Genomic DNA, 18889 nt, shown 5'->3' with positions numbered 1-18889 from the left:
GCGGGGCGTGGCGCAAGGCGGGAGTTGCGCGCCCGGCGGAGGCATCGCCCGAGCGGATCGGACGATGCGGGGTCGTAAGCGGGGCGGCTTATTTGGGATAGCCGGCCCGGGCCATTTCGCGGGCGGTCGTCGCCTGCGAGGCGGCAAGCGCGTCGGCGGCCGGGGTCTGGCCGGCAAGCGCCGCCGAGATGTTCTGGCCAACGCTGGTTCCGATGCCCTGGAATTCCGGGATCGAGACATACTGGATGCCAGAATAGGGCACCGGCACGGCGGTGGCGTCGTCGGGGTTGGCGCCCTCGATCGCGCTCAGCACCGTTGCCGCAAAGGGTGCCGCATCGATGTAGTTCTGGTTCTTGTAGGTGGACATCCGCGTGCCGGGCGGGACCGCGACCCAGCCCTTTTCGGCGCCGACAAGCTCGACATATTCCTTGCTCGTGGCCCATGCGACGAAGTTCTTGGCGACCTCGGCCTTTTTCGAACTGGTCGGGATGGCCAGCGACCAGGCCCAGAACCAGGCATTGCCCTTGTCGACCGAGGCATGCGGCGCGACGGCAAAGCCGACATCCTTGGCGACCTGCGATTGCGTCGGGTCAAAGACCCGGCCAGCGGCCGAGGTCGCGTCGATCCAGATGGCGCATTTGCCGGTCTGGAACAGCGCCTGGTTTTCGTTGAAGCCGTTCGAGGTCGCCCCCGGAGGACCGTATTTCGTCATCACGTCAAGGTAATAGGCCAGCGCATCCTGCCATGGTTTCTGGTCAAGCTGCGGCACCCATTTGTCGTCAAACCAGATCCCGCCATTGGTGTTCACCAGCGTGCCAAAGAAGGCCATGTTCTCGCCCCAGCCGGGCTTGCCGCGCAGGCAGATGCCGTATTGCTCGGCGTCCTTCTTGGTCAGGGCGGCGGCGAATTCGGCGATCTGCGCATAGGTCGGCTGTTCGGGCATGGTCAGATTGGCGGCCTTGAACAGGTCCGTCCGATACATGGTGAACGAGCTTTCCGCATAGAAAGGCAGCGCGAACAGCATGCCATCGCTGGACAGGCCCGCCCTGACCGCCGGGATCAGGTCGTCGTAATCATAACCCTCAAGCCCGTCGAGGACCGTCAGCCAGCCCTGCTTGCCCCAGATCGGTGCCTCGTATGAGCCGATGGTCATGATGTCGTATTGCCCGCCCTGGGTCGCGATATCGGTCGTCACCCGTTCGCGCAGGACGTTTTCTTCCAGCACGACCCAGTTGACCTTGTTGCCGGTCGCTTCCTCCCATTTCGAGGACAGTTCCTGCATGATGATCATGTCGCCATTGTTGACCGTGGCGATGGTGATTTCCTCGGCATGGGCAGCAAGGCCGATCAGGGCCAGTGCGGTCGCGCCGAAAAGTGCGTTCTTCATGGACATCGGATAACCTCCCCTAAGTTCCTCCGTGGTCAGATTTTTGACCCTTTGAATTATTCAAGTCAAATAAAAAATTTGCACGAGTAAAAATTTGTGATGCTGAACCTGCGAAGGTTCGGAAATGCTGCCGGGTGGCGGCGCCCGGCTTACGGCCTCGCGCCGGCCTCTGGGTCCGCGGCTGCGTCCGGGCGCGCCATGGCTGCGGCGGCGCGCTCGATCTCTTCGGCGACAAGATGCTGAAGCCGCCAAAGCCCGCTGTCCCGGACACCGCGCGCCTGCAGATGCGTAACGGTATTCAGCAGGTATTCCGCGCCGGTTCCCCAATGACCGCAGGCTTTCGCCAATATTTGCGCCACCTCCTCCGGCGCCAGCCGCCCGGCATAATAGGGCGAGGTCCGATTCATCACGAAACCCAAGGCCCTGACCGGGCCGGATGCGGTCTCGACGGTCAGCCAGCGTGGCATGCTGTTGATCGGCTTCACGGTGAATTCGCGGCGAAACAGACGGTCAAGCTGTTGTTCAAGGTTCTCATGCGGCAGCTCGTAGAGGACGCCGCGGCACTGTCCGCCGCGATCAAGCGCCATCATCAGGCCCGGCTGTTCCTGGCTGCCTCGAAACCTGTGCAGGCGCAGGCAGAAAGCGCGATGCCAGCCCCGCGCGGTGCCCATCTGCTCGGCCCCGTGCTCGATCTCGGGTTTCCAGATCAGCGAGCCATAGGCAAACAGCTGTGTCGGCCGTGCCGGATCGGGGTGGCTTTGGGCGATCCTTTCGACCCATTCGGCATAATCGGCATCGGTCTGCTGCTGCACGCCGGCGGTCGGACCCGGATCGGGCACCTCGCGGTGGATCAGGGCAATGTGCCCGGGGGTGAGGGACAGGGTTCTGGGTGCATGTCGCATTCTGATCCCGCGAGACAGGAAATGGCCGGGCGCCGGCCAACGGCACCATCATATCACGAAGCCTGACCCCGGTCAGGGGTGATGCCGGACCCCGGCCGGGCAGGCCGATCTGCAAGGCTGCCGCGGTCCATGCGGCGCGGCGGTTACTTCGGCCGCCGGGCCAGCAATCCGGTGAGGTAGCGGGGGCCAAACAGCACCTCCAGCGCCTGCGGAACGCGCCAGCGCACGGGGCCGGCCGGCGCGAAGCGCGCCGCCAGCAGAAACGCCGCCACCGCCGCCATCGCGGCCAGATGCGCCGCGCCGGTCAGCGCCGGCAGCAGCATCCATGGCCAGCATGTCGCCACGCAGGCCATGCCGGTCGTCACGCCCTGACGCAGACAATCCCGGTCGGCGGCGGGGCCGAAAGCCCCGATGCGCAAGGTGCGGTGGCAGCGGTTATGCGCCAGCTGCGCGACGGGCGAGGCGCTCCAGATCAGGGCGGCGCCAAGCATCAGCGCCGCGCTGGTCCCCTGCGCCAGCGAAAGCGCCAGCAGCAGCGCGGCCGGCGCAAGGACCACGCCGGCCAGGGCCCAGCATATGCCGTAGCCAAGCGCGAACAGCCCCATGGCGCGCGCCCTGCGCCGCGGCAGGCTGCAACGCCGGACATGGGCGAGCGGTCCCGCCACCAGCAGCGGCATCATCGCAAGCGTCATCGCAAGCCAGCCAAGCGCCAGTGCCGGAAACGAGGGCAGCACGGCCCCCACCGCCAGCAGCGCCGGAATGTCGGCGACGGATATCTGGCCGCAGACGGTCGAAAGATGAAAGGCGGCAGGCAGCGCCGCCGTCAGTGCAAAGCCCGCCACCGTCAGCCCGGCCAGCATCGGGACCGGCCCGCCGCGCAGCGCGACTTGCACCTGTCCCAACATGGCGGCCGCGCGTGACATTCTAGTCCGGCTGGCTCTTGTAGATGCTGACCCGGTCGACGGTGATCGGCGTATCGACCCCCTCGGGCTGCGAGATCCGCACGCCGAGCGCGCTCGGGGTGATCGCGCCCATACCTTCCAGCGCCTGCGCCACGTCGGTGATCTCGATCGCGACCGACAGCCCGTTGCCGGCATGGCGGCCCTCGGTCGACGAGGCGCGCGCCAGGCCGAACAGGGTGACCGTTTCGACGATCGGCGGGCCGTCCCGGTTCTCGGGCGCGATCGAGACGTTCAGGACGCCGCTTGCCGCATCGCCCCGCACCCCTTCGAGGTTGAGATAGTAGCGCGCCGGCGCGCCCGGCGTTGCGGCAAGGGCCGCTGGCCCGGAATCGATGGCGATCTGGGTCTCGACCGGTGTCGCCGCGACGGTCAGCGACTGATCGTTCGCGCCGACCAGCGACGAGGTGACGGGGCCGCCGCCACCGCCTGCGGGAGAGGCTGACGCCATGACGAGTCCTCCGGTTGGACCGGCGGGGGGCGGGGCGATCCCGGTCCCGGCGGTCAGGTTGTCATAGACCGGCTCAAGCGGTCCGCCCGGCAGGGTATCGCCGGGCACGAAGACAACCTGCGCGCCGGCGGGATCGGGCATCACGAATTGCCGTGGAAAGGGCCCGTTGCGCCAGGGCGATCCGGTTTCCTGCACATTCGCCGGATCGCTCATCCAGGCCGCCCAGAGCCGGTCGATATTGCAATGATGCAGCCAGAAGATGGGATCAAGCGCGGCATAGGCCGGGTCGCTCATCCAGCCCGGAGGCGCGCCAACGCCAAGGCCGCCGATCATGACATGGACGAGGTTGTGCGGATTGCCTTCGACCGCGCCGGTCAGGTCCCCCGAGCTTGAAAAGCCGCTGATCGCCCCGCCATAGCCGACGGTGCCCGGCGCGGCGGTATAGGGCATCGGCGTGGTCTGGGCATTCAGGGTGATGTCTTGGGGCAGCCAGGGCTGCGGTCCAAGGACCTGTGCGCCGCCGCGTGGGGCCAGCAGGGGGTTCCTCGGCCCGTCAGGCCAGTCTGCCGAAAGAAATTCGGGCGGGATGTCGCGCGCCGTCGGGTTCGCGGCGTCAAGATAGTTCCAATATGGCAGGGCCCAGTCGGCAGGACCGCCCGGCTGCGCGGCGATCCAATCCGCCAGAATGGCCTCGAAGGCCGCCAGATAGCCGCGATGCCATGGCAGAAAGAACCAGCCGGCATGCTGGCATTGATCGAAGTCCACATCCCGAACGGCTGGCGGCGGCAGGGATGCCACCGACGGGATGACCCCGTCACCGACCCAGCCGGCGGGATCGATGCCGTGAATCGCCGCAAGATAGACCCAGCCGGTCGGGTCTGCCGGGGCGCGCCGCTTCAGCGTATTGACGGCGCGGGCATACCACAGGATTTCCGGCGACCACGGCCCCGCAAGCGTGGCCAAATCCTTCCTGACTCCAGCCATGATGTCTTCCTCGCAATCTGAGGGTGTATGATGAGAATCTGAATTATCGCAAGAGGATAGCCGATCCGGCGATTCCTTTCCATGTTTTCATGGCCGTCGGCGCCCGGCGGAATGCTTGCATTGCTGGCGCGGGTATTGCCGGCCCCCGCTCAGTAGGGCTTCAGATCACCGCCAACATCCCCCGTCACCACCAGGGCAAAGGCCTGCCCCGAGTTGCGCAGCAGATTGCCCGCCGAGATTTGCAGCAGGTAGTCGCCCGCCTCGGGTGCGGCGATGCGCACGACCTCGACGTTGTTTTCGGCATCCGGCAGCCGCAGGCGCAGCGGCAGGTCGGCATTGCCAAGCCATTTCTTTCCGCTTTTCAGATGCTCGACAGCAAGGTCGAGATTGTTCTGCAAGGCGCGGAAGGGCAGGTCCGTCCAGGCAAGGCAGATGCGCAGATCGCGCCCAGCTTTGACATTGACGCGGTAGCGAAAGCGCGCTCCGGTCTCGAAAAACTGCAGCGCGCGATCCTTCCAGCTGTCGAGGAAGCACAGCGCCAGTCCCGGCTCATCCGCGTTCGGAATCGTCCAGGGCATATGGACGCGGCCAAAGCCCTGATGGAAATTCGGTGCCGCGGCGAATTCGGAGATCGCGTCCTTTCCGGTCAGCCAGCGCGCGCCGTTGATCAGCGTTGCCTTGATCAGTGCCGCCGACGGATCGTGCTGGCGCGTATCCACGTAGTATTCACGCACCAGCGCCGCGCATCCCGCGACCAGCGGCGCCGCCATGCTGGTCCCGCCCATATAGGCATAGCGCGACTGGTGCCCGGGATAGGGCCCCCAGAAATTCCTCAGCGGCGCGCGCGCGGATTTCGTTGACACGATGTCCGTGCCCGGCGCGACCACATCGGGCTTGATCCTGCGGTCATCGCAGGGTCCACGGCCTGAGAAGGCGGCAAGGGATTGCGGATCGCCCGAGATCGTCTCATCGCGGATCGGATCGTCGGGGAAATCATGCGGCCAGACCTCGCCCCATGTCCGGGCCGCATGGCCGCCTTCGGTCCGGTCCGAGCGGCTGGCGCCGACGGTCAGCGCGTTTTTCGAGGTGGCCGGCGCGCCCACCGACAGCCAGTCGACACGGCCGGCTTGCGTGCTTTGCGGCTGATGCGCGCTTCCCCAGTTGCCCGCCGCGATGACCACGGTCATATCGGGATGCTGTTCGACAAATTCGTCCACCTCGACTGAATAAGACGTGTACTTCGCCGCGACATTGGCGCTCCAGCTGTTGTTGTGGATGCGGGCGCCGGCCTGATAGGCCTCATCCAGAAGGGTGTTCAGGTCCAGCGGCAATCCGCCAAGTTGCCCCTTTGCATCCATGATCGACTGGAAGAACAGCTGGGCCGCGGGCGCCGCGCCGCGGATTTCGCCGTTCGATGCGGCGCCGTCGCCAAGCACCGACCCGGCCACATGGGTGCCGTGCCCATGCGGGTCAGAGGCATCGTTGCGCCGGCCAAGCGCGATCAGCCCCACGATCCGGCCCTGAAAATCCGGATGCTGATCGTCAAGCCCGGAATCCGCGACAGCAACGATCTGCCCCCGCCCGGTTTCGCTCAGACCCGCCAGACCCGTTCCCGGATCAAGCCCCAGAATGACCCGCGCCCGGGCGTTCGACATTTCGGGGGGGATATGGTCCTCGAGCTGCGCGACTTCGGGCCGCAGGCGTAACTGCGCAAGCTCGGGCGCATCTTCAAAAAGATGGACGCGCAGCTTCCGGCCGGAAGCGCCCGCCACGGCGATCCGATGCTCGTCAAGCCAGCGCCGAACCGCCTCCATGTCCTCGGCTCGGTGCAGCCGGATCTCATAGACCCGCATCTCGCGGTAATCGCTCACGCTTTCGGTGGTGAACGCGCGCGCCATCTCGGGCTGGGCGCTTTGGGTGGAATAGGGGCGCAGCCGCAGCACGAAGCCAAGCTCAAGAACGGCGGAATGGGCGTCCGGGTCCAGCCGAAGCGTATAGCGCTCTGGCCCGGTCAGTTCGAGGATTTCCGCCCCCGCCGCCTCGAGCGCCTGACGCCACTCCTCGATCAGCGGTCCGGCAAGCTGGCAGGTAAAAAATGTCGTCTCACCGACCGGGCGATCCCCGGCCCGCTCGAAAGCCGCCTGCGGAACCGTCATGTTCTGGACGCTCGCCATCAGCTCGTCCAGGGGCTCGGGCGGCACCTCCTCGACGACGCGGACCACCAGCCCGGCCTGTTCAAGGCGCGCAAGCTCGCTGTCGTCGATATTTCCCATGAGAAAGGAATCGGTGGCGACCACGTCACGCAGCAACCCGCGCGCCTCGGCCTCTTCGCGTTCATGCATGAAATACGCGATTACACGCTTGTCAGCCATATCGATCACCGGTTGTATGGGTTGAGGATCGATCCAGTCTAGCACGAAAAGAGCCGCCAGAGTCGGCCGGCGACTGAATTGGTTGCGGCGAAGCAATGGCCTTCGGGGCGCGGATCGGCGTCGGGATCTGCCGTTTTCTTCACGCCAAACCGGCACTTGACGGACGGTTCTTTGCCTGATCGCCTTGGCCCCACCATCATTTGCGTCCATGATGGCGGCGTTGTTGATTGATTCGTTGCCGGAGGCCAGTACATTGAATGCCCCCCTTCGTCAGGCCGAACGTCTCGGCCGGCTGACCACGGCCCTTGGCCCCGACACGCTTTCGCTTCTGCGCTTTGATGGCAGCGAGCATATCAACGAGCTTTACGAATATCGCGTCGAGGCGCTGGCGATCCGCTCCGATCTTGATTTCGATGCGCTGATCGGCACCCATGCCACGGTCGAGATCGACACCCGCGAGGGCACCCGCCATTTCGACGGCATCGTCACGCAGGCCCGCTGGGCCGGGGTGGGCGAGAATGGCCACCGCTATGACCTGATCCTGCGGCCCTGGTTCTGGCTGGCCTCGCGCCGCCGCAACCAGCGGATTTTCCACAATAAGACCGTGGTCCAGATCCTGACCGAGCTGCTTTCCGACTATGCCGGGCTGGGCGATCCGGCGCTGGAGATGAAGCTTTCGGGCGATTACCAAAGCCTTGAATATACGGTGCAGTATCGCGAATCCGATCTGGACTTCGCCCGCCGCCAGATGGAGCGCGCCGGCATCAGCTTCCACTTCCGTCACGCCATGGGCAGCCACACGCTGGTCATGACCGATGACGTGCTGGCCCATGAGACGGTCGGCGCAAGACCCTTCAAGAGCTATGATGGCCACCATCAGGCCGAGGGCGAGCATTTCTGGGACTGGGCGCCCGAGCGCAACATCACCACCGGCGCGATCCGCCTGACCGACTTCAACTTCAAAAGCCCCGATGCGGCGATGGAGACCGATCGTCTGGGCGACGCGGTCTATGCCCAGGGGCAGATCGAAAGCTTCGACTATCCGGGCGACTATCTGGCGCAATCGGTGGGCAAGCTCGTCGCCGGGCTGCGCACCAATCAGGAACGCGGCGCGGATCGCCGGAACCGGGCGGTGGGTGACTGCGTCAGCCTTGGGGCCGGCAAGCGCGTGACCCTGTCAGGGGACAAGGTGCCCGGCACGGGCGAGACCTATCTGTGTCTTTCGGCCAGCCATCATTTCGTATCCGAGGCATATGGCTCGGGCGGGCAGGGCAGTGACGGCTATTCCTTCACCGGGTCCTATACCTTGATGCCCGACACCGCGCCGATGGTGCCGCCGCGGCGCACGCAGGTGCCGGTGGTCCACGGCCCGCAAACCGCGATGGTCGTGGGCGAGGGCGAGATCGATCCCGACGAATATGGCCGCATCCTCGTGCGCTTTCACTGGGATCTTGACGGTGCCTATTCGATGCGCTGCCGGGTCAGCCAGAACTGGGCCGGCAATGGCTGGGGCGGCATGGTCATCCCCCGGATCGGCATGGAGGTCGTGGTCGAGTTCCTCGAGGGCGATCCCGACAAGCCGCTGGTCACCGGCTGCGTCTATAACGGGCGCAATGCCGTGCCCTATGCCCTGCCGGCCAACAAGACCGTCAGCACCTTCAAGTCCGACACCCATCAGGGCAGCGGCTATAACGAATTTCGCTTCGAGGACGAACAGGGCCGCGAAGAGGTCTTCATGCATGCGCAGAAAGACCACAACACCATCATCGAAAACGATGAAAGTCATTCGATCGGGCATGATCGCAGCAAGACCGTCGGCAATGACCAGTCCGAAGCTATCGGGCATGACAAGACGATCAGCGTCGGCAATGACCACCGCGAAACCATCGGCAATGACATGGTCTACAATGTCGGCCGCAACCAGCAGGAAAACTACGGCAAGGATCACATCCACCGCGTCGGCAATATCCACAAGCAGTCGATCTATGCCGACCATCTCTATGAGGCGGGCCGCAATTTCGAGGGCGAGGTGTTCGGCCGCTATACGCTGGACGTGGGCGAGACCATCACCAACAACACCAAGCTGCACACGCTGATGGCCTGGCAAAAGATGCAGATCAAGGGCCCCGGCGGCAAGATCACCATCGACGCCAGCGGCATCACGCTGGAGGCGCCGACGATCTGGCTGAAAGGCAATGTCATCATGGGCGGCACGGGCGGGGCGCAGGTTCCGACGCTGCAGATGGCCGCGCGCGAGGGCCTGCCGCTTTGCGAGGAATGCGCCAAGTTTGACGACGAAAAGGCCTGACCCGCGAGGTCCAGGGCTGACGCCGGCTCCGCCCCGCCACGGCTGGCGATCTTGCCGGCGCTGAGGCAGTCGGATGACGGGCTTTGCTCGGAGTGGCGCTGCTTTTCATCGGGCAAGGATGAAAGGGTTGGGCTGGTCTTGCGGCCGCCAGAGCTTTTCTTGATGGGACGCGGGATGCGCCACCCGGAAATCTTGGTGAACTCGTCTCGCGCGGTCTTGATCTGGGGCCGTCAGCTGCACATCACGCCCGCCCGGGCGAGAACGCGCAGTGGTTCACGGGCCGCGCGGATGCGGGCGAAAAGCTGGCGGATCGGCATGGGCCCGACGAGGATCGAAGGCGCAATAGCATACAGGATCCCCAGCGGGTCGCAGTTCCGCGCTGCCGGGCACCCGGCATCCCGAAATACGGAAATCAGGAAGCGTTGGGATAGCCCAGCGATGACAGCGCCGTGCGGATCTCGTCCAGAACCGCCGGATCGTCGATGGTGGCGGGCATCTTGAACTCTTCGCCATCGGCGATCTTGGCCATGGTGGCGCGCAGGATCTTGCCCGAGCGGGTCTTGGGCAGGCGATCGACGACGCAGGCCGAGCGGAAGGCCGCGACCGGGCCGATTCTGTCGCGCACCATCCTGACCACCTCGTTCACCACCTGATCATGGGGCGTGGTGACGCCTGCCTTCAGGCATAGGAACCCCAGCGGAGACTGGCCCTTGAGGCTATCGGCAACCCCGATCACCGCGCATTCGGCGACCGCCGGGTGGCTGGCCAGAACCTCCTCCATGGCGCCGGTCGAAAGGCGATGGCCGGCGACATTGATCACGTCATCGGTACGGGCCATGATATAAAGATAGCCGTCCTCATCGACATAGCCCGCATCGCCGGTCTCATAATGGCCGGGGAAATGGTCCAGATAGCTTTTGCGGAAACGGCTTTCGGCATTCCACAGCGTCGGCAATGTGCCGGGGGGCAGGGGCAGCTTGATCGCGATGGCGCCCAGCGTGCCGCGCGGCACGGGATTGCCGCCCTCGTCCAGCACCTGCACGTCATAGCCGGGCATGGGGACCGAGGGGCTGCCCAGCTTGGTCGGCATCACCTCGATCCCGATCGGGTTGGCGGCGATGGCCCAGCCGGTTTCGGTCTGCCACCAATGATCGACGACCGGGATGCCCAGCTGCTCCTGTGCCCATTTCACCGTGTCCGGATCGGCGCGTTCGCCGGCCAGAAACAGCGCCTGAAGGTCATGCAGCTTGTAGCGGCGGATCCATTCGCCGGTCGGGTCCTCGCGGCGGATGGCGCGCAGGGCGGTCGGCGCGGTGAAAAAGCTTTTGATGCGGTGGTTCTGGATGATGCGCCAGAAGACGCCAGGATGAGGGGTGCCGACGGGCTTGCCCTCAAAGACCACGGTGGTCGCGCCGGCGATCAGCGGGCCATAGCAGATATAGCTGTGGCCCACGACCCAGCCCACGTCCGACGCCGCCCAAAAGCGGTCGCCGGGGCCGATATTATAGACATTGGTCATCGACCATTGCAGCGCGACCAGATGGCCGGCGGTGTGGCGCACCACGCCCTTGGGCTGGCCGGTCGTGCCCGAGGTGTAAAGGATATAGGCGGGGTGATTGCCCTCGACCGGGACGCATTCGGCCGGCTCGACCCCGTATTGAAAGCCGTGCCAGCTGACATCGCGGCCCTCGATCAGCTTGGCGACCTCTTGTTCGCGCTGGAAGATGACGCAGAAATCGGGCTTGTGGCTGGCCATGTCGATGGCCGCATCCAGAAGCGGCTTGTAATGGACGACGCGGTTGGGCTCCAGCCCGCAGGAGGCGGCGATGATCGCCTTGGGCTGGCAATCGTCGATGCGCACCGCCAACTCATTCGCGGCAAAGCCGCCAAAGACCACCGAATGGATGGCACCAAGTCGGGCGCAGGCCAGCATCGCCTCAAGCGCCTCGGGGACCATGGGCATGTAGATGATGACGCGGTCGCCCTTTTCAACGCCCTTGGCGCGCAAGGCGCCGGCCAGCGAGGCCACGCGGTCCTGCAATTGCCGATAGGTGATGCCCTTGGTCGAGAGCGTGATCGGGCTTTCATGCATGATCGCGATCTGGTCGCCGCGCCCGGCCAGCACATGGCGGTCCACCGCGTTCCAGCAGGTGTTGACCATGCCATCGGCGAACCATTCATAGATCGGGGCGTTTTCGGCAAACAGCGCCTTTGAGGGCTTTTGCTGCCAGTCGATCGCCCCGGCGGCCTGCATCCAGAAGCCTTCGGGATCGGCTTGCCAGGCGGCATAGGTGTCGCGATATCCCATCAGATCACTCCTCCCCGAGCTGTTGACGAGAGTTAGGCGCGCCCCAAGCCTTCGCGCAAGCATGTTAACGCCCAATATCGGCAGGGCAGGGCGATATTTTGCAGAATTTCGCCGAGACCGGCGAGGTTGGTTTGCAAAGCGGAAAATTCTTTGCTGGGGACAGAAAAACGCGCGCCAGTTTGCAAACTGGCGCGCGTTTCATAGCCTTGGCGGGGCGAATCGGCCCCTTACTTGTAATGACCGACCGGGGTGCCAGCGATCACGCTCATGTTCAGCAGGCCGCGCGTGGTGATCGAGGGGGTGACAATATGGGCGCGGTTGCCCATGCCCATCAGGATCGGCCCGACCTCAAGCCCGTTGGCCTTGAGCTTGAGCGCGTTCCGGACCCCCGAGGCCGAATCCGTCCCCGAGAAGATCAGCGTATTCGCCGCGCCTTCAAGACGCGAGCCGGGGAAGATCCGCTCGCGGATGGTCGGGTCCAGCGCCGAGTCGACATGCATTTCGCCGTCAAAGACGAAATCCACCTCGCGCGCATGCAGGATATCCATGGCGTCGCGCATCTTGCGCCCGGATTCGGTGTTCTGATTGCCGAATTGCGAATGGCTGCACAGTGCCACTTTGGGCGTCACGCCAAAACGGCGGACATGGCGGGCGGCGCCGATGGCGGCATCGGCCAGTTGCTCGGCGGTGGGTGAGTGATGGACCTGGGTGTCGGTGATGAACAGCGGCCCGTCCTCGAGGATCATCAGGGACAGCGCCGCGACGGGGCGCAGCCCGTCCCGGGCAAGGATCTGGCTGACATAGTTCAGATGCCAGCTATACTGGCCGAAGGTGCCGCAGATCAGGCTGTCGGCCTCGTCGCGATGGACCATGATCGCGCCGATGGCGGTGGTGTTGGTGCGCATGATGGCGCGGGCGATGTCGGGGGTGACGCCCTGACGGGCCATCAGATTGTGATAGGTCTCCCAGTAATCGCGATAGCGCGGATCGTTTTCGGGGTTCACGATCTCGAAGTCGCGGCCGGGGCGGATCGGCAGGCCGGCGCGCTCGGCGCGGCGTTCGATGACGTCGGGACGGCCGATCAGGATCGGCGCATCGGTGGTTTCCTCGATCATCGCATTGGCGGCGCGCAACACGCGCTCATCCTCGCCCTCGGCAAAGATGATGCGGCGCTTGACGGTGGCGGCGGCCTCGAAGACCGGGCGCATGATCATCGCCGAGCGGAAGACCGAACCGTCCAGCTTGCGCTTGTAGGCGGTGATATCGGCGATGGGGCGGGTGGCGACGCCGGTTTCCATCGCGGCCTTGGCCACGGCGGTCGAGACGACCCCGATCAGCCGCGGATCGAAGGGTTTCGGGATCAGGTAGTCGGGGCCAAAGCTCAGCGTCTCGCCGCGGTAAGCCATGGCGGCCTCGGCGCTGGTGGTGGCGCGGGCCAAGGCGGCAATGCCCTCGATGCAGGCCAGTTCCATCTCGTCATTGATGGTGGTCGCGCCCACATCCAGCGCGCCCCGGAAGATGAAGGGAAAGCACAGGACGTTGTTGACCTGGTTGGGATAGTCGCTGCGGCCGGTGGCGATGATCGCGTCGGGGGCAACCGCGCGCACCTCTTCGGGCAGGATCTCGGGGGTGGGGTTTGCCAAGGCAAAGACGATCGGGCGCGGGGCCATCTTTTCGACCATCGCCGCCTTCAGGACACCCGGACCCGACAGGCCCAGGAACAGGTCGGCGCCCTCGATCACCTGATCCAGCGTGCGCAGGTCGGATGCTTGGGCGAATTCGGCCTTTTGCGGGGTCATTTCCTCGGTCCGGCCCTGATAGACCAGACCGGCAATGTCGCAAAGCCAGACGTTCTCGCGCCGGACGCCCAGTTTCAGCAGCATGTTCAGGCAGGCAATGCCGGCAGCACCCCCGCCGGTCGAGACGACCTTGATATCCTCGAACTTCTTTTTCGCGACATGCAGGGCGTTGGTCGCGGCGGCGCCCACCACGATGGCGGTGCCGTGCTGGTCGTCGTGAAAGACCGGGATGTTCATCCGCTCGCGGCAGAGCTTTTCGACGATGAAACATTCCGGCGCCTTGATGTCCTCAAGGTTGATGGCGCCAAAGCTGGGTTCCAGCGCGGTGACGATATCGGCCAGCTTTTCGGGATTGGCCTCGTTCACCTCGATGTCGAAACAGTCGATATTGGCGAATTTCTTGAAGAGCACCGCCTTGCCCTCCATCACCGGCTTTGAGGCCAGGGCACCGATATTGCCCAGACCCAGCACGGCGGTGCCGTTCGAGACCACGGCGACCAGATTGCCGCGTGCGGTATAGCGGGCGGCGGCGGCGGGATCGGCCTTGATCTCAAGGCAGGCTTCGGCCACGCCGGGGGAATAGGCGCGGGCCAGATCGCGGCCATTGGCAAGGGGCTTGGTGGCGCGCACCTCAAGCTTACCCGGGCGCGGGAATTCGTGATAATCAAGTGCCTCTTGTCTGGCGCTGTCCTGCCGGCGTTCTTCCATGCCTGCCCCCTCCTCGGATCGGATGGTTCAGCGTTAAACTAATTTTCCGGCGACGAACAGGGGGCTGCCCGCAAGGGGGCGGAACCACGCCGCAAAATGGCGGCATTCACGTCAAGGCCGCGCCAGACTTGCATCGGCACTTGGCCGGGCGCAAAGTCGGCGGCAACGGAATACGGCAGGGGAAAGACGGGGCCATGACGCTTTTGAATGCGGCGCGCGACGTGCGGGAACGGGCCTATGCGCCCTATTCGAAATTCAAGGTGGGTGCGGCGGTGCGCGGGGCCTCGGGCCAGATCTATGCCGGCTGCAATGTCGAGAATGTCGCCTATCCCGAGGGCACCTGCGCCGAGGCCGGAGCCATCGCCCTGATGGTCGCCAGCGGCGAGACCGAGCTGGTCGAGGTCGCCGTCATCGCCGACAGTCCCAGCCCGGTGCCGCCCTGCGGCGGCTGCCGCCAGAAACTGGCCGAGTTCGGCCGCGCGGACACCCCGGTCCTGCTGGCGACCACGGGGGGCGTCACGCTGGCCACCACCATTGGCGAGCTGCTGCCGGGCCGCTTTGACATCTCGCATATGTCGGGCAACGAATGACGCCAGCCGATCCGCGTCCCATCATTGCGGGGGTCCGCGACGGGCGCGGGCTCAATGCGGCGGGCGCGGGCCTGATCGCGCGCGGTCTGGCGGATGGCTCGGTCAGCGATGCGCAGGCCGGGGCCTTTGCCATGGCGGTGCTGACGCGCGGGCTGGACGCGGCGGGGCGGGTGGCGCTGACCCGCGCCATGCGCGACAGCGGCAAGGTGATGCGCTGGGACCTGCCGGGGCCGGTGGTGGACAAGCATTCGACCGGCGGCATCGGCGATACGGTCAGCCTGATCCTGGCGCCGCTGGTCGCGGCCTGCGGTGGCTATGTGCCGATGATCTCGGGGCGGGGCCTTGGCCATACCGGCGGCACGCTGGACAAGCTTGAGGCGATCCCCGGTTTCCGCACCGCGCTGAGCGAGGACGAGTTCCGCCGCATCGTTGCCGATGAGGGCTGCGCCATTGTCGCGGCGGGGCGCGATCTGGCGCCGGCCGATGCGCGGCTTTACGCGATCCGCGACGAATCCGCGACCGTGGGCTCGATCGACCTGATCACTGCCTCGATCCTGTCGAAAAAGCTGGCGGCGGGGCTGGATGCGCTGGTTCTGGACGTCAAGCAGGGCAGCGGAGCGTTCCTGCGCAGCATGGATGCCGCGCAGGTGCTGGCCCGCGCACTGGTCGATACCGCCGAAGGAGCGGGCTGCCGGACCCGCGCCTATGTCACCGACATGGACCAGCCGCTGGCCCGCGCCGCCGGAAATGCGCTGGAGCTGCGCGCGGCGATTGCCGCGCTGAAGGGCGAGGGGGGCGCGTTGCGCGATCTGTCTCTGGCGCTGTCCTCGGCCTGTCTGCGGCTGGCGGGGCTGGCGGACGGGGCCGAACGGGCGCTGGAAACCGGCCTTGCGGCCGAGCGCTTCGCCCGCATGGTCGTGGCCCAAGGCGGGCCTGCCGATCTGCTGGAAAACGCCGACCGCCATCTTCCCTCCGCGCCGGTCATCCGTGCCGTTCCCGGTCATGGCCGCGTCGCCGCCATCGACACCGAGGCGCTGGGGCATGCGGTCGTGGCGCTTGGCGGCGGGCGGCTTCATGCCGGGGACCGCATTGACCCAAGGGTGGGGCTTGCGGATCTGCTGCGTATCGGCGAAGAGGCCGGCCCGGATCGGCCGCTTGCGCTGGTGCATGCGGCGTCCGAACCGGCGGCCGAGGCCGCCATTGCCACCATCCAGTCCGCCTATCTGATGGGCGACGGGCCCGGACCGGGACCATTGATCCGCAGCGAGGTATCGCCATGACCGACCGACGCGCCTTTCTGATCGTGATGGATTCCGTGGGCATCGGCGGTGCCCCGGATGCCGCCGAGTATTTCAACGACGGCCGCCCCGATACCGGCGCCAATACACTGGCCCATATCGCGCAGGCGCAGGCCAAGGCGTGCCAGCCGCTGCGCATGCCGAACCTTGACGCGCTGGGGCTGGGGGCCGCGATCCGTCTGGCCAGTGGCGCGGAGGCACCCGGTCTTGGCGCGACCTCGCAGGGCCTCTGGGGCGCCGCGACCGAGATTTCGCGCGGCAAGGACACGCCTTCGGGGCATTGGGAAATCGCTGGCGTGCCGGTGCCATGGGACTGGCATTATTTCCCCGACACCCAGCCGTCCTTTCCGCCCGATCTTTCCGCGCGCATCGCGCAGGCCGCCGGAACCGAGGGCATCCTGGGCGACGAGCATGCCTCGGGAACCGAGGTCATCGAGCGTCTGGGCGCGCGCCATGTCCAGACCGGCTGGCCGATCTGCTATACCTCGGCCGACAGCGTCCTGCAGATCGCCGCGCATGAAGAGCTTTTCGGCCTCGAACGGCTGTACCGGCTGTGTCAGGATGTGGCGGCGATCGTCCATCCGATGCGCGTGGGCCGCGTGATCGCGCGGCCTTTCATCGGGACCAAGGGGGCATTCACCCGCACCCCGAACCGCCGCGACTATGCCATCGCGCCCCCCGGCACGACGATTCTGGACGCCGCTTTGGGGGCAGGGCGCCCGACCCATGCCATCGGCAAGATCGGCGACATCTTTTCGCATCGCGGCATCGGCAAGCTGCACAAGGGCAAGTCCGATGCCGATCTGGCCGGGCATCTGCTGACCTTGGGCGAAACCGCCGAGCCGGGCAGCCTGACATTCGCCAATTTCGTCGAATTCGACAGCGTTTACGGCCATCGCCGGGACGTGGCGGGTTACGCCTCGGCGCTGGAATGGTTCGATGGCGTCGCGGGGGCGCTGATCGCGCGGCTGCGTCCGGGCGATCTGGCGATCTTCACCGCCGATCACGGCAACGACCCGACATGGTCCGGCACCGACCACACCCGCGAACGCGTGCCGGTGCTGGGCTGGGGCCATGGCGCGCGCGGGATTGGACAGGTCGGTTTTGCCGATATCGCGGCCTCGATTGCCGCCCATCTGGACCTGCCCCCCGTCGGACCCGGAAAGTCGTTCCTATGACCGCCTTGAAAAAGATCGAACTGCACCTGCATATCGAGGGCGCCGCCCCCCCGGCCCTGATCCGCAGCCTTGCCGCCGAGAAAAAGCAGGACCTGAGCGGCATCTTTGATGCCAATGGCGCCTATAGCTACCAGAATTTCCATGATTTTCTGCGCGTCTATGAGGCGGCGACCTCGGTCCTGACCACGCCGCGCGACTATGCGCGGCTGCTGACCGAAGTGCTGGGCGAATGCGCCGAACATGGCGCGATCTATGCCGAGCTGTTCGTCTCGCCCGAGTTCTGCGGCGGCGGCGATCTGGTGGCGTGGCGCGACTATCTGGCCGCGATGGAGGAGGCCGCGCAGGCGGCCGAGCGGGGCGGCATCGCCAGCCGCGCCATCCTGACCGCGATCCGCCATTTCGGCCCCGACCGCGCCCGCAAGACCGCGATCTGCGCGGCGGAAACCGCCGGCGGCTGGGTCACCGGCCTTGGCATCGGCGGCGCCGAGGATTTCGGCAATCTTCGCGATTTCGCCTGGTCCTATGACTGCGCGCGCGAGGCGGGGCTGGGTCTGACTGCCCATGCCGGCGAATGGGGCGGCCCGGAATCGGTGCGCGATGCGCTGTCCTTGGGCGTCACCCGCATCGGCCATGGCATCCGCGCCTCCGAGGACGTGGACCTCATGCATGAACTGGCCCAGCGTGAGGTCACGCTTGAGGTCTGTCCCGGCTCAAACGTGGCGCTTGGCGCGGTCCGGGGCTGGGGTGCCCATCCCATCGCGCGGCTTGCCGATGCGGGTGCGCGCGTGACCGTCTCGACCGACGATCCGCCGTTTTTTCACACTACGCTTTCCCATGAATATCAGATGCTTGCAGATCATTTCGGCTGGGCCGAGGATGAGTTCCGCCAGATGAACCTCTGGGCGGTCGATGCGGCATTCTGCGACGAGACAACAAAGACGCGTCTGCGAAAGGACCTGACATGACCCAACCGCATCTGACCATCGTCGATCATCCGCTGGTGCAGCACAAGCTGACGCTGATGCGTGACAAATCGACCTCGACCGCCGGATTCCGCCGGCTGCTGCGCGAAATCAGCCTGCTTCTGGCCTATGAGATCACGCGCGAGCTGGAGATGACTACGACCCGCATCGAGACCCCGCTTTGCGAAATGGATGCCCCCGTGCTTGAGGGCAAGAAGCTGGCGCTGATCTCGATCCTGCGGGCCGGGAACGGGCTTCTGGACGGGATTTTGGAACTGATCCCGGCGGCGCGTGTGGGCTTTATCGGTCTTTACCGCGACCCCGAGACGCTGCAGCCGGTGCAATATTATTCCAAGGTACCAAGCGGTCTGGACGAGCGCATGACCATCGTCGTCGACCCGATGCTTGCGACCGGGAATTCCTCGGTCGTGGCTATCGACCTGCTGAAAAAGGCGGGCGCGAAAAACCTGCGATTCCTGTGCCTTCTGGCCTCGCCTGAAGGGGTCGAACGGATGCGTCTGGCCCATCCCGACGTGCCCATCGTCACCGCCGCACTGGACGAGCGGCTGGACGATCACGGCTATATCGTTCCGGGTCTGGGGGATGCGGGCGACCGCATGTTCGGCACGAAATAGTCCCGCGTTAACCGCGCCTTCACTGCTTTTGTTCTATCCCTAGGCGAG

13 protein-coding genes are annotated in these 18889 nt (G+C 65.7%); 6 read left to right on the top strand and 7 right to left on the bottom strand.

Going from position 1 to position 18889, the window contains the following annotated elements; all coding sequences use genetic code 11:
• Positions 1-88 precede the first annotated feature (88 nt).
• The 5 genes from DFP89_RS05835 to DFP89_RS05815 form a co-directional block, all read right to left on the bottom strand.
• Complete coding sequence (locus tag DFP89_RS05835) at positions 89-1393, bottom strand: ABC transporter substrate-binding protein (protein ID WP_114348471.1); 1305 nt, start codon at positions 1391-1393, stop codon at positions 89-91.
• A gap of 143 nt (positions 1394-1536) precedes the next feature.
• Entirely contained in the window at positions 1537-2289 is a 753-nt protein-coding gene (locus DFP89_RS05830; protein ID WP_114348469.1) for a gamma-glutamylcyclotransferase, read from the bottom strand.
• A 143-nt stretch (positions 2290-2432) separates the two neighbouring features.
• Entirely contained in the window at positions 2433-3212 is a 780-nt protein-coding gene (locus DFP89_RS05825; protein ID WP_181870262.1) for a copper chaperone, read from the bottom strand.
• A gap of 1 nt (position 3213) precedes the next feature.
• Positions 3214-4683, bottom strand: a complete 1470-nt coding sequence (locus DFP89_RS05820) for a tyrosinase family protein (RefSeq protein WP_114348467.1) — start codon at positions 4681-4683, stop codon at positions 3214-3216.
• A 149-nt stretch (positions 4684-4832) separates the two neighbouring features.
• The gene (locus DFP89_RS05815; RefSeq protein ID WP_147273272.1) at positions 4833-7055 is read right to left on the bottom strand and encodes a S8 family serine peptidase; all 2223 of its coding nucleotides are present in this window, start codon (positions 7053-7055) and stop codon (positions 4833-4835) included.
• Positions 7056-7308: 253 nt separating this feature from the next.
• Between DFP89_RS05815 and DFP89_RS05810 the strand changes: the two genes are divergently transcribed.
• Positions 7309-9363: a type VI secretion system Vgr family protein gene (locus tag DFP89_RS05810; protein WP_181870261.1), complete on the top strand. Its 2055-nt coding sequence runs from the start codon at positions 7309-7311 to the stop codon at positions 9361-9363.
• Positions 9364-9775: 412 nt separating this feature from the next.
• Here the strand turns inward: DFP89_RS05810 and DFP89_RS05805 are convergent, their stop codons facing one another.
• Both DFP89_RS05805 and DFP89_RS05800 read right to left on the bottom strand, forming a co-directional pair.
• A complete protein-coding gene (locus DFP89_RS05805; protein ID WP_114348465.1) occupies positions 9776-11671 on the bottom strand; it encodes a propionyl-CoA synthetase in 1896 nt (631 codons plus the stop codon).
• Between the two features lie 227 nt (positions 11672-11898).
• On the bottom strand, positions 11899-14178 hold the full coding sequence (locus DFP89_RS05800; RefSeq protein WP_114348464.1) for an NADP-dependent malic enzyme: 2280 nt from the start codon (positions 14176-14178) through the stop codon (positions 11899-11901).
• A gap of 194 nt (positions 14179-14372) precedes the next feature.
• Here DFP89_RS05800 and DFP89_RS05795 point away from each other — a divergent pair, with 194 nt between their 5' ends.
• Genes DFP89_RS05795 through upp form a run of 5 tightly spaced genes read left to right on the top strand, consistent with a single transcriptional unit; the run spans position 14373 to position 18841 of the window.
• The gene (locus DFP89_RS05795) at positions 14373-14768 is read left to right on the top strand and encodes a cytidine deaminase (RefSeq protein ID WP_114348463.1); all 396 of its coding nucleotides are present in this window, start codon (positions 14373-14375) and stop codon (positions 14766-14768) included.
• Positions 14765-16048: a thymidine phosphorylase gene (locus DFP89_RS05790; protein WP_114348462.1), complete on the top strand. Its 1284-nt coding sequence runs from the start codon at positions 14765-14767 to the stop codon at positions 16046-16048. The genes DFP89_RS05795 and DFP89_RS05790 overlap by 4 nt, the downstream gene beginning before the upstream one ends.
• Entirely contained in the window at positions 16045-17244 is a 1200-nt protein-coding gene (locus tag DFP89_RS05785; RefSeq protein WP_114348461.1) for a phosphopentomutase, read from the top strand. The genes DFP89_RS05790 and DFP89_RS05785 overlap by 4 nt, the downstream gene beginning before the upstream one ends.
• Positions 17241-18209 carry an adenosine deaminase gene (locus DFP89_RS05780; protein ID WP_114348460.1) on the top strand — a complete coding sequence of 323 codons (969 nt, stop codon included), beginning with the start codon at positions 17241-17243 and terminating at the stop codon, positions 18207-18209. Before DFP89_RS05785 ends, DFP89_RS05780 begins: the two co-directional genes overlap by 4 nt.
• Positions 18206-18841 (top strand): uracil phosphoribosyltransferase, encoded by a 636-nt coding sequence (gene upp, locus DFP89_RS05775; protein ID WP_114348459.1) that lies wholly within the window; start codon positions 18206-18208, stop codon positions 18839-18841. Before DFP89_RS05780 ends, upp begins: the two co-directional genes overlap by 4 nt.
• Positions 18842-18889 lie beyond the last annotated feature (48 nt).

Source organism: Paracoccus lutimaris, assembly GCF_003337565.1.
Classification (GTDB): domain Bacteria; phylum Pseudomonadota; class Alphaproteobacteria; order Rhodobacterales; family Rhodobacteraceae; genus Paracoccus; species Paracoccus lutimaris.
This window is presented reverse-complemented; position numbering and strand designations above follow the sequence as displayed.